The 15,385-nt window shown below is 58.6% G+C and carries 19 protein-coding genes and 2 tRNA genes; 14 read left to right on the top strand and 7 right to left on the bottom strand.

The features are described from left to right. Positions 1 to 62 precede the first annotated feature (62 nt). Both AM571_RS08740 and AM571_RS08735 read left to right on the top strand, forming a co-directional pair. Positions 63 to 443, top strand: coding sequence for a hypothetical protein (locus AM571_RS08740; RefSeq protein WP_074061063.1), 381 nt, complete (start codon positions 63 to 65; stop codon positions 441 to 443). Further along, positions 440 to 1,036: a hypothetical protein gene (locus AM571_RS08735; protein ID WP_074061062.1), complete on the top strand. Its 597-nt coding sequence runs from the start codon at positions 440 to 442 to the stop codon at positions 1,034 to 1,036. Before AM571_RS08740 ends, AM571_RS08735 begins: the two co-directional genes overlap by 4 nt. A gap of 60 nt (positions 1,037 to 1,096) precedes the next feature. Here AM571_RS08735 and AM571_RS36915 read toward each other — a convergent pair whose 3' ends face one another. The 3 genes from AM571_RS36915 to AM571_RS08720 all read right to left on the bottom strand — a co-directional run bounded on the left by AM571_RS36915 (position 1,097) and on the right by AM571_RS08720 (position 2,020). Then, positions 1,097 to 1,324 carry a hypothetical protein gene (locus tag AM571_RS36915; protein WP_196776314.1) on the bottom strand — a complete coding sequence of 76 codons (228 nt, stop codon included), beginning with the start codon at positions 1,322 to 1,324 and terminating at the stop codon, positions 1,097 to 1,099. Between the two features lie 167 nt (positions 1,325 to 1,491). Next, positions 1,492 to 1,565 (bottom strand) — tRNA-Cys (locus AM571_RS08725). Positions 1,566 to 1,747: 182 nt separating this feature from the next. Beyond that, entirely contained in the window at positions 1,748 to 2,020 is a 273-nt protein-coding gene (locus AM571_RS08720; RefSeq protein WP_074061060.1) for a hypothetical protein, read from the bottom strand. Positions 2,021 to 2,980: 960 nt separating this feature from the next. Between AM571_RS08720 and AM571_RS08710 the strand changes: the two genes are divergently transcribed. After that, positions 2,981 to 3,250 (top strand): DUF982 domain-containing protein, encoded by a 270-nt coding sequence (locus AM571_RS08710; RefSeq protein ID WP_074061058.1) that lies wholly within the window; start codon positions 2,981 to 2,983, stop codon positions 3,248 to 3,250. Between the two features lie 221 nt (positions 3,251 to 3,471). After that, positions 3,472 to 3,609 (top strand): hypothetical protein, encoded by a 138-nt coding sequence (locus tag AM571_RS36145; RefSeq protein ID WP_155774427.1) that lies wholly within the window; start codon positions 3,472 to 3,474, stop codon positions 3,607 to 3,609. Positions 3,610 to 3,819: 210 nt separating this feature from the next. Here the strand turns inward: AM571_RS36145 and AM571_RS08705 are convergent, their stop codons facing one another. Further along, entirely contained in the window at positions 3,820 to 4,344 is a 525-nt protein-coding gene (locus AM571_RS08705; RefSeq protein WP_074061057.1) for a hypothetical protein, read from the bottom strand. Between the two features lie 237 nt (positions 4,345 to 4,581). Then, complete coding sequence (locus AM571_RS37310; RefSeq protein ID WP_074061056.1) at positions 4,582 to 4,878, bottom strand: hypothetical protein; 297 nt, start codon at positions 4,876 to 4,878, stop codon at positions 4,582 to 4,584. Positions 4,879 to 4,995: 117 nt separating this feature from the next. Between AM571_RS37310 and AM571_RS08695 the strand changes: the two genes are divergently transcribed. Next, positions 4,996 to 5,070, top strand: a tRNA-Asn gene (locus AM571_RS08695). A 98-nt stretch (positions 5,071 to 5,168) separates the two neighbouring features. Here the strand turns inward: AM571_RS08695 and AM571_RS08690 are convergent. Next, the gene (locus AM571_RS08690) at positions 5,169 to 6,005 is read right to left on the bottom strand and encodes an SDR family NAD(P)-dependent oxidoreductase (protein ID WP_074061055.1); all 837 of its coding nucleotides are present in this window, start codon (positions 6,003 to 6,005) and stop codon (positions 5,169 to 5,171) included. A gap of 312 nt (positions 6,006 to 6,317) precedes the next feature. Between AM571_RS08690 and AM571_RS08685 the strand changes: the two genes are divergently transcribed. From AM571_RS08685 to AM571_RS08665, 5 genes are all read left to right on the top strand, one after another. Next, positions 6,318 to 7,358, top strand: coding sequence for a cysteine synthase A (locus AM571_RS08685; protein WP_074061054.1), 1,041 nt, complete (start codon positions 6,318 to 6,320; stop codon positions 7,356 to 7,358). Positions 7,359 to 7,364: 6 nt separating this feature from the next. Then, positions 7,365 to 8,102 carry an alanyl-tRNA editing protein gene (locus tag AM571_RS08680; protein ID WP_074061053.1) on the top strand — a complete coding sequence of 246 codons (738 nt, stop codon included), beginning with the start codon at positions 7,365 to 7,367 and terminating at the stop codon, positions 8,100 to 8,102. A gap of 21 nt (positions 8,103 to 8,123) precedes the next feature. Continuing rightward, positions 8,124 to 8,993: a 3-mercaptopyruvate sulfurtransferase gene (sseA, locus tag AM571_RS08675; RefSeq protein WP_074061052.1), complete on the top strand. Its 870-nt coding sequence runs from the start codon at positions 8,124 to 8,126 to the stop codon at positions 8,991 to 8,993. Between the two features lie 8 nt (positions 8,994 to 9,001). Then, positions 9,002 to 9,562, top strand: a complete 561-nt coding sequence (locus tag AM571_RS08670; protein ID WP_074061051.1) for a GNAT family N-acetyltransferase — start codon at positions 9,002 to 9,004, stop codon at positions 9,560 to 9,562. A gap of 69 nt (positions 9,563 to 9,631) precedes the next feature. Beyond that, positions 9,632 to 10,102: a DUF1203 domain-containing protein gene (locus AM571_RS08665; RefSeq protein ID WP_074063135.1), complete on the top strand. Its 471-nt coding sequence runs from the start codon at positions 9,632 to 9,634 to the stop codon at positions 10,100 to 10,102. Between the two features lie 55 nt (positions 10,103 to 10,157). Here AM571_RS08665 and ald read toward each other — a convergent pair whose 3' ends face one another. Next, the gene (ald, locus tag AM571_RS08660) at positions 10,158 to 11,276 is read right to left on the bottom strand and encodes an alanine dehydrogenase (protein ID WP_074061050.1); all 1,119 of its coding nucleotides are present in this window, start codon (positions 11,274 to 11,276) and stop codon (positions 10,158 to 10,160) included. A gap of 158 nt (positions 11,277 to 11,434) precedes the next feature. On the opposite strand from ald, the gene AM571_RS08655 reads away from it, so the two are divergent. From AM571_RS08655 to AM571_RS08640, 4 genes are all read left to right on the top strand, one after another. Further along, positions 11,435 to 11,896, top strand: a complete 462-nt coding sequence (locus AM571_RS08655) for an Lrp/AsnC family transcriptional regulator (protein WP_022718321.1) — start codon at positions 11,435 to 11,437, stop codon at positions 11,894 to 11,896. A gap of 71 nt (positions 11,897 to 11,967) precedes the next feature. Beyond that, on the top strand, positions 11,968 to 12,849 hold the full coding sequence (locus AM571_RS08650) for a DMT family transporter (protein WP_074061049.1): 882 nt from the start codon (positions 11,968 to 11,970) through the stop codon (positions 12,847 to 12,849). Between the two features lie 89 nt (positions 12,850 to 12,938). Beyond that, a complete protein-coding gene (locus tag AM571_RS08645) occupies positions 12,939 to 13,271 on the top strand; it encodes a PilZ domain-containing protein (protein WP_074061048.1) in 333 nt (110 codons plus the stop codon). 97 nt (positions 13,272 to 13,368) lie between these two features. Beyond that, entirely contained in the window at positions 13,369 to 15,357 is a 1,989-nt protein-coding gene (locus AM571_RS08640; RefSeq protein WP_074061047.1) for a bifunctional 2',3'-cyclic-nucleotide 2'-phosphodiesterase/3'-nucleotidase, read from the top strand. Positions 15,358 to 15,385 lie beyond the last annotated feature (28 nt).

The raw sequence follows: 15,385 nt of genomic DNA, 5'->3' as shown, positions 1-15,385 counted from the left end.
GCTCGATTTATGGTTAAAACACCAAGCAATTTTGGTTTTAACCACAGAACGGAGTGAATGCGATGCAGAATATCTCCCGACGCCTGTTCCTCAGCCAGTCATCCGCCGCAGCGGTTTCGGGTCTAGCCGCCTCTACGACGATTGCTCAACCGGTCGTCACCGACCCGCTGATCGATGCCATCGCCGCCTATCGCTCCGGACTGGCTGATTTCAATCAGAACGCGCCGGAAGACGACATGGGCTCGAATGCCTATGGCGAGATAACCTGGAAACCAGCACACGCCGTGCTGGCGAGCTGGACTCGGCCGGCAATCTCCAGGGAAGGCGCCCTCGAGGCGCTTAGGATCGCGCATTGGGAACTCGATTATTCCGGTGATTCCGCCATGATCGTCCCTATGATGGCCGCTGCACTTAGCTATTTTGAAAAGGAGGATCGAACATGACTAAGATCAGCCGTCGCCGCCTCTTGGGTGGCATCGCCGCGACATCGCTTCCTGCAGCCCTCCCAGTGGCTGCAGAGGGCATGGATGACGTCCAGATCGTCCAGATGCTGATCGACGCATACAAGGCCGCTGTAGCCCGTTGGGACGATCTGCCAGAGATATGGCCCGACGACGAAGCCCTCGTTGCTTTGTGGGAAAAGTTAAGCCATGAAAAGGACGAGGCCGCCGAGGCGCTGTGCTTCTACCGTCCGACCAGCCTGGAAGGCGTTCACGCAAAGGCCGAATACATGTTTGGCTGCGCGGATTTTATCGACCAGGAGGCGAACGACGATTGGACGCGTTCGGAACTGATCAGCGGCTTCCTGCCGGCCGGAAAGGATGTCACACCGTGGGCGGAATCGGAGGAGGGGCGCAAGGAAATGGACTCCCGCCGCCCTCTTCACAGTGCCCATACAGTACTACTCTCTGCCGTGGCCGAGAACGAGCGAGAGCGCATCCGGGAGCGTATCCGGGAGGTAAAGCGTCATCTCGCGTCACAGGGCATCTACGGCGGCGGCAACCCCACGCGCCAAAAACCCAAACACATCACTTAGCAGAGACGCTTTCCGGCCGGGCTTTTTTGTGCGCCCAATGGAAGCAAGCCGACAATCGAATCAGACGCTTAACGGTACCGAACTGCCCCTCTTCGGCAGGAGCGACTTTTCATCTTCGATTGCCCGAAGCAGGGCATCTATCGCTTCTTGAATCTGCACGAACTGGTCGCGCCAACCCTCAGAATAGTCGCGCGCGTAATCCCCAGCCAAATTCTCAGCGAGAGCCCTCCGTCGATTGCGCATCTTCTCTAGTGCTGTGTCCAAGGTCTTCAGATGCTCATCTGCCATTTCCCAAGCCCCCCCCATGTTGCACTCCATGTCGCGTGGACTCGCCGAGTGTCGCAGGAAACCGTTGGAAATCAAGGGAAGTGGATTGCAACATGACGCGACATGAAACCGGCACTTCCGCCGGTCTATGTTTCGCCTATCGCCTTGAAATCATTCAAGAAATTGTTTGGAGGCCTCGCCCGGAATTGAACCGGGGTACAAGGATTTGCAGTCCTCTGCGTCACCACTCCGCCACGAGGCCTCACCTCTGACCGACATTGAAAATATCGTGTGGTGGCGCGGATTTAGAATGATCCTAACGGAAGTGCAAGAGGCTTCATTCTGAATACGATCTTTTTTCATTCTGAATAGCCGTTTGTGAAGCTTTCCGAAGAAAACCCCGCATTGTGACTGCGGGGTCCTTTCGTAGTCCGTAGCCTGATTTTACTGACAGTTGCCGGCGGCATTTTTGATTTGGCCCGGAGCGCAGTCAGAAGATTCTTGCTTGCCCTGGGAGTCCTTGTCTTTATCGGAGGCACTCGTCCCAGAGGGTGAAGTGCCAGACTGGGTAGCGGTACCTGAAGTGTCGCCGGTCTGGCCAGAACCACTAGTTCCACCAGTACCGCCAGTCCCGCCCGAGCCGCCGCTGGCCTGAGCCATGGCCGAAGTTGCAAGACCGATCGAAAGCGCAAAGACCGTGATGAATTTCAGAAGCATTGGATGATCCTCCATTTTGGCTTCGGTTCTGATCCACCGAACCTTGGCGAGAGGAACAGGTTCCTACCAATTGTCTCACTCGGTCTGATAAATCTCCGCATTGTCATCGGGATGCCGCAGCCCCTTGTATGACGACTCCCACGGCCTGCCGTCATTCGACGATATTTGACCTCTGTAACCGGCGGGCATGCAGGCACAGCAGAGGAATCATCCAGCCGGAGCCTAGTGCCTGGGCCGAACACGCCCTCGGTCAGTTCCTTTGTCCGGAACCGCACTAATACCTTTGGGCTAGTTTACCGGCAGATCGTCTCGCCCATCTTATAAGGGCCGCGCACCCCTATGAGCGGTATTCGTCACGTTTACTTTGCCTCGCCGATCGACAGCGGGGCTTTTTTTTAGATCGGCTCACCAACGCCGCGTAAGTTCCCGCTCAATGCGAAGATCTTCGCAGATTCAGGACGTCGGCGACAGTTGATGCCGTGCCAGGGCGCTATGATAGGAACATTTGCCTGTCCTGGATGTTAGGAAAGTGGGCCGCGTGGCCACAGCCCTCCTGTGACGTGCAATGATCGTTGCACCGCTACGCGGCCCGCCATCTCACAAACGCGGCGCGATTTGCAGATACCTCCCATGAATGATCGCGCCTGACCGGCGGAAGGCAACAGCAAAGGTGACGTCATCGCCATGCCGCTGATGCCGATGACGGCAAGCGCGGGCGCATTTCTGAAATGTCTTCCTGAACAGCCGCGACAGTTCCGCTGCCATGCCGACCCGGTCGACCGGCATATCCATGCGCTGTTTGCGGGCGGGGCGACCGAGGCAAGGCAAGTGTCAGGCGGTATAGAGATCGATGTTCTGTTCGGATTCGTACCTGGACGCCTAATAGCCCCTTTGGGTGATTGATCGTCTCAAATGCCTTTCATAAGTTTTTGCGCATCTGCATATCAGGGGGAGGGAAAAATGACATCGATCGCTCAGTTTGGCAGCGCTGTCTACGTCCATCGAATGTATTTTATTGACGAAATCACAAGTCTCGACGAGGTGGTCGACTACCTGGAGAATTGGCCGGAAGAACGACGAGGCCTGGCATACGAGACGCTGCTGAAAGCATGCCATGAAGCTGCCGCCGGTAGATTTCCGGTGGGTGCCGTGCGGGAGAATTTTCGACGCTTCGTCAAGAAGGCCGATATGCTGGCTGAAAATCAGGAGAGTTCTGTATTCGCAAACTAATCGCCTCAACCGACGACAAATACCATCACAGCCCGCCCGTAACCCGGGGCGAGTTTCAATTTGCTGCATAAAGTGGGGCGTTACCCACGCGCTCGCCCTGATGACGCTCTGAGCGCATTGGCCTTGCGATTACCGCTGCGGGAGCATTTCCTGTCCGATAGCCAAACAATCGGGCGCGCTCTGCGTTTATCACCTGATCGCACATTCCGGCATCCCTCGGCGTGGCGCTGGTCACGGCAAATGTCTGGCTGGGACTTCTGGAATGGCTGACCCACGCGATCATCGAGGAGGTGAAGGCAAGGCGCAAGACGACGTCCGCGCAGGACCAAGCCTTGCACGTCGTCTGCAAAGCCTTGTGACTCGCCTACCTCGTCCTGTCCGCAACACCGCTGCATGGTTGGCCTACCTCGTTCTGGTGGCGATGACCTTCGCGATCTTCTCTATCCCGGCATGGTGGCCGAGATTATCGGGAGAATAGAATGCGACGTCATGTGAATAAAGCACGGCGCGAAGTAGTCAGTCATCATCCAACCCAGTCCACAACGCCGATTGGTAGACTGGACCATTCGTCAGGTCATCGCTTTCGGCAACCGGGGCGAACGGCGGCGGTAGCGCTTTATATCCTCGTAGAGTTCACGCGCGCTGCGACAGCGGAGGAGATTGGCATGGATACGCACCTCTCCTGCATCCCGCAACTCAATGGCAATAATCTTTGTCTCTTTTAGACGGCCGAGTTCGTAGTATTTGATCTTCGAGATAGACGACCAAGGAATGCTCATCGCGGCACTATGAGAGGTCGTCGTCCCTCGTGGCGGCGCGACATAAACACCTTCGCGATCCACGGTCAGCATGATTGTGCTGAAATTAATCCGCGAAAGCAGCTTGAAGCCCGCGGCCAAGGCGATGGCGAAAAGCGCCGCGGCGGAGATCATCCGGCCACCCGGGCTGGACAAAGGACCATTCGGAGCGACGGCTTCAAGGCCTCTTAGGGCCAGATATGCAGCGATGGCGCCAGCGCCAAATAGGGCGAGATAGTGCGGACCTTTAGCCATCGTAATTTCGAGGCGAGGAAAATCGATGTCTGTAGCACTCATAGCGGCCTGTCCAGCGAACTGTCCTCGGTAACTGATACCCAACGAGTGAACGACCGACGCCCACTGAACCCCGCCGATCACATCGACAAGTTTGGCAGGTTCCGAAAGAAGGTTACACCATCGGACGACATCGCGCCGTGTGAGAACTGCTCCAAGTAGCATCACTGCCCTTGAGTGGATGCTCAACGTCATGAATGCGGTTATACGTTCTTCACACGATCTTTCTTGGCTGCTCAATCAGCCTTCGGACGTGTTCCGTCTGTGCCACCAGACGGAGAACCGGCGGCGCCATCTGCGCGCGAACGGCAGGTCGTGCGAGAGAACGATGAAGCCGAGCGGTATCATCCAGAAGCCGAGAACAGGCAGAAATCCCAAGATACCGCAGAAGATCAGCAGGACGCCTGTGAACACGCGCGCAATCCGCGAGCGCGGCAGAGGGATGTGCAGGGAACCGAGAACGAGTTTTCCCGTTGTATGATCGATGCCGAAGCGCTTTTGTCGCGCGTTTCTGCTATTGTCTTTCCCGCCAGTCATGCACAGGAGATGGGAACAAACGCCGCAAATGCAAGCAGATGTCATTTTTTTGAAAAAACTGCTTGGCAAATCGAACAAGCATTTGTATTAGCCCACTCACGCCGCGCCAAGCGGTGATCCCTGGTAGCTCAGCGGTAGAGCATTCGACTGTTAATCGACAGGTCGCCGGTTCGAATCCGGCCCGGGGAGCCAGATTTCATCGGTATGTACTGATCAACTGAATGAGCCGGTTCATCGTGAACCGGCTCTTCTTCTTTGGTCCCAGGCTGCTCTGAGACACGATGTTCCGATCACTCCGCAGGACGCGGTGTCGCCGGATGGTGTCCGGACGAAGGCGGCGGATGCTTCCACCAGCGGGCCGAACCGTTGACCAGCCGGAAGTAGAGGCCGTACGGCATCAGCCGGAGGAGTTTCAACAGATAGATGAAGCGCTTCGGAAAACTGACTTCGAAGCGACTGGATTTGAGGCCTGCCGCGATCTGGTCGGCCGCGTCCTCAGGCGACACGAGCGGCGGCATCGGAAAGCTGTTCTCGCGCGCCGCCGCAACATCGGCAAAGCCGGGGCAGATGATCTGGATGCGAATGCCCATCTTGTCGAGATCGAATTTCAGGCTTTCGGCCATATTGATCAGCGCCGCCTCGGTGGCGCCATAGGCCGCGCTCGTTGGTAGGCCGCCATAGCCGGCGGCGGAAGAGACAATGGCGATCTGCCCCTGCCCCTTGGCCCTCATGTGCCGGATGGCAGGCAGGAGGCAATTGACAACTCCGCAGAGATTGACGGCGAAGCTCTTTTCGAAATCCGCGCGGTTCAATTGCTCGGCATGCACGGGCTGGTATATGCCTGTGTTGAAGATCGCAAGGGCGAGCGCGCCGTGCTCGTATTCGATCGAGGCGAGCACATGCTCCATATCCTCGGGATCGGTCACGTCGCCATCGAGAACGACGATACTGCCGGAAAGGCCGCTTGCTTCGGCTTGAAGTTCGGCCAGTTGTTCATGATTGCGGGCGGTGACGGCGACTTTGTATCCGTCGCCTGCCAGTTTAAGCGCCAATGCCCGCCCCAGGCCCGAATTCGCGCCGGAAATCCAGGCGATGCCGTGTTCGGGACGGGCGATGAAATCACGCATGATAGACTTCCTCCAGACTGCCGATTCAGCACAAACCAGGTCCGGAAGTTCCTCGCTCCTCCCGGATTCATGCCTCTATCATGCTATTGTGGCTCATTTCAGCCGGTGGGGCGTCAATGATCCCGGCAAAGCGATTGGTGTGCTTTAGGCGGGTGCAGCGCGGACGCAAATTGCAAGACACGCGGGATTTTTGAAAGCAGAAGTCTAATTTTATCGTCGCAGGCAAGGCCATGGAATAGCATTTCTTGCCAACCTAGCCTTGTGAAGGGAAAAGACCGTTCCTAAACTACCAGTTCCACAGAGGCAGATTCCATGACCTTCCACCCATCCGTCATCGAGGCGATCGGCAACACTCCGCTCATCAAGCTCAAAGGCGCATCCGACGCGACCGGCTGCACCATCCTCGGCAAGGCGGAGTTCCTGAACCCCGGCCAGTCGGTGAAGGACCGCGCCGCGCTCTACATCATCCGCGATGCCGAGAAAAAGGGCCTGCTGAGGCCTGGCGGCGTAATTGTCGAGGGCACCGCCGGCAATACCGGCATCGGGCTGGCGGTCGTGGCCAACGCGCTCGGCTACCGCACCGTGATCGTCATCCCGGAAACGCAAAGCCAGGAGAAGAAGGACGCGCTGAAGCTGCTCGGCGCCGAACTCGTCGAAGTGCCTGCCGTGCCCTACAAGAACCCCAACAACTATGTGAAGGTTTCCGGCCGCCTGGCAGAGCAGCTGGCGAAGTCCGATCCGAACGGCGCCATCTGGGCGAACCAGTTCGACAATGTCGCAAACCGTCAGGCGCATATCGAGACCACGGCCGCGGAAATCTGGAAAGATACCGACGGCAAGATCGACGGTTTCGTCAGCGCCGTCGGGTCGGGAGGCACGCTTGCGGGCGTTGCGGCCGGCCTCAGGGCGTTCCGCAAGGACGTCAAGATCGCCATCGCCGATCCTGAGGGAGCAGCACTTTACGAGTTCTACAAGAACGGTGAATTGAAATCCTCCGGCTCCTCGATCACCGAAGGCATCGGCCAGGGCCGCATCACGGCCAATCTCGAAGGTTTCACACCGGATTTCGCCTATCAGATTTCCGACGCCGAAGCGCTGCCCTATGTCTTCGATCTCGTCGAACACGAGGGCCTCTGCCTCGGCGGTTCGACTGGAATCAATATTGCCGGTGCGGTCCGTCTTGCGAAAGATCTTGGACCGGGTCACACCGTGGTGACAATCCTTTGCGACTATGGCAACCGCTACCAGTCAAAGCTTTTCAACCCCGACTTCCTGACCTCAAAGGGCCTGCCCGTCCCCACGTGGCTGACCACGTCGCAGGACATAAAGATACCCTACGAGCCAGCAGCGTGAGAACCCATGCCAGTCAATGCCCTCTATCGTGACGATTTCTATCTATCGACATGCGAGGCGGTGGTCACCGCCATCCACGAAGGCGGGGGCATCGAGCTGGATCAGACCTGCTTTTATGCAGCCTCGGGCGGCCAGCCGGGTGATACGGGCTTCCTCGAGCGCGCCGACGGTTCGAAGATCGAACTTGGTCCGACGAAGCACGGGGCGACCAAGGATATCGTCATCCACGTCCCGTCTGCCGGCCAGCCGCAGCCGGTGATCGGCGAGAGGCTCGTCCTGCATGTCGACTGGCCGCGCCGCTACCGGCTGATGCGCATGCACACAGCCTGCCACCTGCTTTCGGTCGTCTGTTCGTATCCGATCACGGGTGCCGCTGTTGGCGAAGACGAGAGCCGCGTCGATTTCGACATGAGCGAGACGATCGACAAGGACGAGGTGACGGCGAAGATGATGGAACTCGTCGCCCAGAACTATCCCGTCTATGTCCAATGGATTACCGACGAGGAGCTGGCTGCGAGCCCCAGCATCGTGAAATCGAAGAACGTGCGCCCGCCGGTGGGACTTGGCCGTGTCAGCCTCGTTTGCATCGGCGAAAACTCGGCGATTGACAGCCAGCCCTGCGGCGGCACACATGTCTCCGAAACGCAGGAAGTCGGTCAGGTACACATTGCCAAGATTGAAAAGAAGGGTAAGGAGAACCGCCGCTTCCGCATCCGCTTCGGCGTGCCCGGCAACGAAGCCTAAGTCCATCAGGGAGAGATCAGAATGAGCGAAGAGAAGAGCCGTTTCGTCGTCTCGGCCGATTGGCTGCAGGGCGAGCTCGGAAAGCCGGACCTGCGCGTGGTGGATGCCTCCTTCTATCTCCCGGCCCAAAATCGCGACGCGGACGCCGAATATGCAAGTGGCCATATTCCCGGCGCGATCCGCTTCGACCAGGACAAGATCGCGGATCATTCCACCGGGCTGCCGCATACCGTCCCCTCGCCGGATTATTTCGCCGAGGAAGCCGGCAGGCTCGGCATCAGCGAGACCGACCGTATCGTCGTTTATGATGGTATCGGCATGTTCGCCTCGCCGCGTGTCTGGTGGCTATTCCGTGTCATGGGGGCGAAAGACGTCTTCGTTCTCGACGGCGGACTCGACGGCTGGAAGGCGGAGGGCCGTCCGCTCAACACGGATGTCCCGAGCTTTGAGCCGACAACTTTCAAGACGAACTATGATGCAAACCGTATCGTTTCCCTCGAAACCATGCGCGACATCGTTTCCAGCGGCGCCATGCAGATTGCCGATGCACGCAGTGCCGGACGTTTCGCCGCCACCGAGCCGGAGCCGCGGGCCGGCATGCGCTCCGGCCATATGCCCGGCGCCCGCAGCCTGCCCTCCGGCGTTTTTGCCAATCGAGGCCGTTTGAAATCGCTGCCGGAGTTGAAGCAGACCATCGAGGATGCCGGAATCGATCTTTCGAAACCTGTCGTCACCTCCTGCGGCTCGGGGATCACTGCCGCGATCATCACGCTGGCGCTCGAATCGATCGACCATACCGACAACAAGCTCTATGACGGCTCGTGGAGCGAGTGGGGCAGCCGCGACGATACCCCGGTCGTAACCGGCCCGCCCGACCCGATCAAGGCCTGATAAGCACCATGGCGAAGTCCCCCTCCTCGCTCACGGCGCATATCACCCGGCTGGAAATGACGGCGCCGCCGAAGGCAAGCCTTCCAGTGCCGGTCAACATACAGACGGCGATCATGCGTGCGCCGGGCATTCCGCTGCCGTTCTACCGCTATCTCTACCGTCAGGTCGGCGCCCGATGGCAATGGGTGGACCGGCTGCGGATGAGCGACGAGGCGCTGGTGGAAACCCTGCACGACAAGCGCAACAATATCAGCGTGCTCTATGTCAACGGCGCGCCTGCCGGCTTCTACGAGTATTTCTGCGAGGACGAGGATACGATCGAACTTTGCCATTTCGGCCTGATCGAGCATGCGCTCGGCCTCGGCATCGGCAAGTGGTTCCTGCTGCAGGCGCTCTACGCGATCTGGACGCTGAACCCAACGCGCGTTACGACAACGACCAACAACCTCGACCATCCGCGCGCCCTACAGCTCTATCAGATGTTCGGCTTCTCTCCAGTCTCAACCGGCACCGGCATCGTCCGGCCTCTCAGCGACAAGGAACTGCTGGAGATTGCCAGGAAGAGCTGAGCCGGCAGGAAACGGGTGGTTTGACCGGCTATAAAGGCGCATTTCATGGCAATCACGAAGGAGATTGCCATGTCAGCCATCCGTTTTTCCGCCCTACCGACTGCCGATGCAGAACACCTTTGGAACGGCGGCCGCGATGCCTATGACAATCTGCCGGAAACGATGGTTTCCGATGGACCGGGACATCCCTGTCGTCATTGCCTGAAAAATATCGATGCCGGCGACTTGCTTCTTGTTTTCGCTTACCGCCCATTCCCGGAATTGCAGCCTTATGCAGAGACTGGCCCGATCTTCCTGCACAAGAAGCGGTGCGAGCGTTATGAAGCGCGGGACGAGCTGCCGCCGGTGCTGAAGACGGGTCGGGACTTTATCGTGCGCGGCTATGGCGAGAACAACCGTATTGTCTACGGCACTGGTGCCGTCACCGCGATCGCCGATATTCCGGGCTATGCCAAGGAACTGCTGAATCGCCCGGAGATCGCCTACGTGCATGTGCGCTCGGCGCGCAACAACTGCTTCCAGTGCCGGATCGACAGGTAAAAGGCGCCGGCCCGAAGCGAGACCGGCGCCTTTATCTAACGCAGCGTGATGGGACCTACGCTACGTTCAATAGGCTTTCCGCGGCGTAGGCTTCATAGCCCAGTGCATCGGCGACCGGCTTGTTGGTGATGCGGCCTCTGTGGACATTGAGACCGTTGCGCAGATGTTTGTCCTCGGCGATGGCGCGCAGGCCGCGGTCGGCGAGCGCCAGACCATGGACCAGTGTTGCGTTATTGAGCGCGTGCGCGGAAGTGACGGGAACCGCGCCCGGCATGTTGGCGACGCAGTAGTGCACGACGCCCTCGACTTCGTAGGTCGGATCGGAATGCGTCGTCGCATGCGAGGTTTCGAAGCAGCCGCCCTGGTCGATCGCGACATCGACGATGACTGAGCCCTTCTTCATGCCGGAGAGCATTTCGCGGGTGACGAGCTTCGGTGCGGCCGCACCAGGAATTAGCACGGCGCCGATGACCAGATCGGCAGTGAAGACCTCTTCCTCCAGTGCCTGGATGCTGGAATAACGCGTGTGAATGCGCCCGCCGAACATGTCGTCGAGCTGCCGCAGGCGCGGCAGCGACTTGTCGAGGATACTGACATCGGCGCCCAGGCCGGCTGCCATCTTGGCCGCATGCAGGCCAACAACGCCGCCGCCGATGATTGCCACTCTTGCCGGCAACACGCCGGGAACCCCGCCAAGCAGGATGCCAAGGCCACCGTTGGCCTTCTGAAGCGCAGTGGCCCCCGCCTGGATCGACAGGCGTCCCGCGACTTCTGACATCGGGGCGAGCAGCGGCAGGCCGCCGCGCTCGTCGGTAACGGTTTCATAGGCAATCGCGGTGACGCCGGAAGCGAGCAGGCCCTTGGTCTGCTCGGGATCGGGCGCGAGGTGGAGGTAGGTATAGAGAAGCTGGCCGTCGCGAAGCTGCGCCCATTCCGAGGGCTGCGGCTCCTTGACCTTCACGACCATGTCGCATTTCTCGAAGATATCCTTGGCCGAGGCGGCGATCTTGGCGCCAGCGGAAATGTAAGAGGCATCATCAGCACCGATGCCGGCGCCCGCCTTTGTCTCGACCCATACCTCATGGCCATGGGCGACATACTCACGAACCGAAGCAGGTGTCAGGCCGACACGATATTCATGGTTCTTGATTTCCTTCGGGCAACCGACACGCATTCAGCGTTCCTCTCAATTTATGTCCGCTTGGGCGGAGCGTTATCGACGACCTGAATCCAAACACCGTACGCGCGAAATGTCCTTGCAAAGAGTATTTGCAAGAGAGCAATTTTTCGAGGATTATTGCGAAAAATCTTGTTATTTCGAAGGTTCTTCGAATGTCCGAACTTGATACCATCGATCGTGCGATTCTAAAGGCGCTTCAGGCGAACGCCCGCATCACCAATGCCGATCTTGCAAACAAGGTTGGCCTCTCGGCTTCCGCCTGTTCCAGGCGCCTTGACATTCTTGAGAAGAGCGGTGTCATCGGCGGCTATCACGCGCGCCTCTCGCACAAGGCACTGGACTACAAGATGATCGCCATCGTGCACATCTCGCTCTCCGGCCAGTTCGCGAAAACCCTTGCGGAATTCGAGGCGGCGGTGAAGCGCTGCCCGAACGTGCTCGTCTGCTACCTGATGTCGGGCGAATACGACTACATTCTGCGCGTTGCCGCACGTGACCTCGAAGACTATGAGCGCATACACCGCGATTGGCTCTCCGCCCTGCCCCACGTCGTCAAGATCAATTCCAGCTTCGCGCTCCGGGAGATCATCGACAGGCCGAATGTCGGGCTTTGAGGCCTTGCAAAGCTAAATGAATCCTGACCTAGGTTCAGTCATATGCGGGTTTCTCCGCCTTACGGCAAGTCATGAGATCCAAGACCCAAGGCTACATTTTCGTCCTTCTGGCGATCACCATCTTTTCCGTGCAGGACGGCATCTCGAAGCATCTGGCGAGCACCTATCCGCCGGTTTTCGTGACGATGATCCGCTATTGGGCGTTTGCAGTTTTCACGATCCTGATCTCGTCGAGAATGCGCGGCGGCCTGAAGGCGACCGTACGCACGAACCGGCCCTTGCTTCAGGTCACCCGCGGCGTGCTGCTTGCCGCACAGGTCGTGCTGGCGATCACCTGTTTCGCGATCATCGGACTTGCGCGCACCCAGGCGATCTTTGCCGGCACTCCGATCCTGATCGCCCTGCTTTCCATGCCGCTGCTCGGTGAGCGCGTCGGATGGCGCCGCTGGACGGCAATCTGCGCCGGGCTCGCCGGCGTTCTTCTGATCTTGAAGCCGCAAACCGGCTTTTTTGATCCGAAGCTGCTGCTCGCGGTGTTGGGCTGCTTCCTCTTCGCCTTCTACGTCATCGCCACCCGGCTCGTAAGCCGGGACGATGCTTCGATGACCAGCTTCTTCTATACCGGCGTCGCGGGCGGCATAACGATAACACTGATCGGTCCCTTCTACTGGACTCCGATGTCGGAAAGCGACTGGGGGTGGATGGCGCTTCTCTGCCTAACCGGCATCTCAAGCCACTATTTCCTGATCCGCGCCTATGACATGCTCGATGCCGCTGCCGTTCAGCCGCTTACCTATCTGCAGCTCGTCTACGCCTCGATCATCGGCGTCGTCATCTTTGAGGAAGACCTGAGCCTCAACACGATCGCCGGTTCGGTGATCGTCGTGGCTGCCGGCATTTTCACCATCTGGCGTGAGCACGTCGTGGCGCGCAGCGGCGCTCTGCGGAGATAGAATCAATCTCGTAATTTAGCCGTTTCTTTCAAAGGATTTTCAATATTCTCGCGATACGGTCCTCTAAGTATTCCGTTGAGGGCTCCAAAATGCATAATCTGAATATCATTTCTCGCAAGGCCGAACGCAAGTATTGCCGCATTTTCGGCAAGGTACGCTATCTCAATAACGAAGTAGACGCCCGCATTCTCAATCTTTCGACAACTGGTGCCGCGGTGGAAATTAGAACGCCGCTTTGTGCCGCATCGGGTAGCCGCGTACAAATCCTGGCGGAAGATCTTGGAACGCTGCACGGCATAATCCGTTGGAGCCACAATGGGCGCCTCGGTATCCAGTTCGACCCGAACTCCAATGCCAGGGCTCAGGTCGCATCCTACTTTCGTTTCTTCCACAAGGATGTGAAGCCGGTGTTAACGCGATAACGTCCAATGCAGGACTGTCATTTTCCGGATGCACTGCTGTGCAAATCGTCCTAGGCTCGAAGCCTGTTGAGCCATGCGTTTTTGCGAGGAGTGTTCCATGTCTTGCCGTTTTGATCTGCACCCGATTACCCGACGGTCATTGCTCGGCGGCATTGCCGCAAGTTCGGCACTTGTTCTGCTCCACCCCTTCACGGCGCGCGCGGCCGCCAACCAAGCGCATCTGCGGCTCATGGAGACCACCGATATCCACGTCAACGTTTTCCCCTACGACTACTATGCCGACAAGCCGAACGACACGATGGGTCTGGCGCGCACCGCGACCATTATCGATAGCATCCGCGCCGAAGCGGCAAACTCGCTGCTGATCGACAATGGCGACCTGCTGCAGGGCAATCCGATGGGCGATTACATGGCCTATCAGCATGGCATGAAGAATGGCGACGTCCATCCGGTCATCAAGGCGATGAACAGGCTCGGCTACACTGTCGGCACGCTTGGAAACCACGAGTTCAACTACGGCCTCGATTTCATGTTCAAGGTGCTTGGCGGCGCGAATTTTCCGTTCGTCTGCGCCAACCTGACGAAAGGCCAGCTTGCCTCCGACCCGAAGAAGGACGATCTCTATTTCAAGCCCTACGTGATCGTCGAAAAGCAGATCAAGGACGGCTCAGGCAACGAGAGCCAGGTCAAGATCGGCTTCATCGGCTTTGTGCCGCCGCAGATCATGCTTTGGGACGTCAAGAATCTCGAAGGCAGGGCGCAGACCCGCGACATCGTCGAGGCCGCCAAGGCATGGGTTCCGGCCATGAAGGAGGAAGGTGCCGATATCGTCATTGCCCTTTCTCACTCCGGCATTGACGGCTCTGCCCCCTCCGAGAAGATGGAGAATGCCTCGCTGCATCTTGCCGCCGTGGACGGCATCGATGCAATCTTCACTGGTCATCAGCACCTTGTCTTCCCCGGCCCCAAGAGTTGGGATGGGATTGCCAACGCCGATCCGGTGAAAGGCACGCTGCACGGCAAGCCGACGGTCATGGCTGGTTTCTGGGGGTCGCATCTCGGCCTCATCGACCTGCTTCTGGAAAAGGACGGCAAGAGCTGGACGATCGTCGATTTCACCGCCGAGGCTCGGCCGATCTATCACCGCGACGACAGCAAGAAGGTCGTCGCCGATGTCGGCGACAAGAAGGAGGTGATCGAAGCTGCAAAGGCCGAGCATGAGGCGACGCTCGCCTATGTCCGCACCCCGGTCGGCAAGACTTCGGCACCGCTTTATTCCTACTTCGCCCTCGTTGCTGACGATCCCTCTGTACAGATCGTCAGCCAGGCGCAGACCTGGTACATCAAGCAGATGCTTGCTGATACGGAATTCAAGGATCTGCCCGTCCTTTCGGCCGCTGCTCCTTTCAAGGCAGGCGGCCGAGGCGGCGCGGATTACTATACCGACGTTCCGGCGGGCGATGTCGCCATCAAAAATGTCGCCGACCTCTACCTCTATCCGAACACCGTGCAGGCAGTGGTCATCACCGGCAACCAGGTCAAGAACTGGCTGGAGATGTCGGCCGGCATGTTCAACGAGGTGAAGCCCGGGACGGTCGATGCGGAGTTGCTCAACGGGGATTTCCCGTCCTACAACTTCGATGTCATCGACGGCGTGACCTACCAGATCGACCTCTCGCAGCCGCGCAAATACGACAATGACGGCAAGACGATCAATGAAAGTTCGAATCGCATCCAGCATCTGCAGTTCGACGGCAAGCCGATCGACCTCGACCAGAAGTTCGTCGTAGTCACCAACAACTACCGTGCGGGCGGCGGCGGCAAGTTCCCGGAGATCGCAGCCGACAAGGTCGTGTTCCAGGCTCCGGACACCAACCGCGATGTCATCGTCCGCTTCATTCATGAACAGCGCACGATCAATCCGTCGGCCGACAGTAACTGGACCTTCAAGCCGCTGCCGGGCACCAGCGCTGTCTTCCAGAGCGGGCCGAAGGCCAAGCAATTCCTGGCCGACGTCAAGAGCGTCAAGCTGGAGGATGCCGGCGAGGGCGCGGAGGGATTTGCAAAGTTCAGACTTCTTCTCTAGCCCATCTGAAAGCCGATCGAGGCGGAGA

The organism is Rhizobium etli 8C-3 (assembly GCF_001908375.1).
In the GTDB taxonomy this organism is placed as follows: Bacteria; Pseudomonadota; Alphaproteobacteria; order Rhizobiales; family Rhizobiaceae; genus Rhizobium; species Rhizobium etli_B.
Note: the sequence above shows the minus strand (reverse complement) of the source record. Positions and strands in the feature narration are given on the sequence as shown.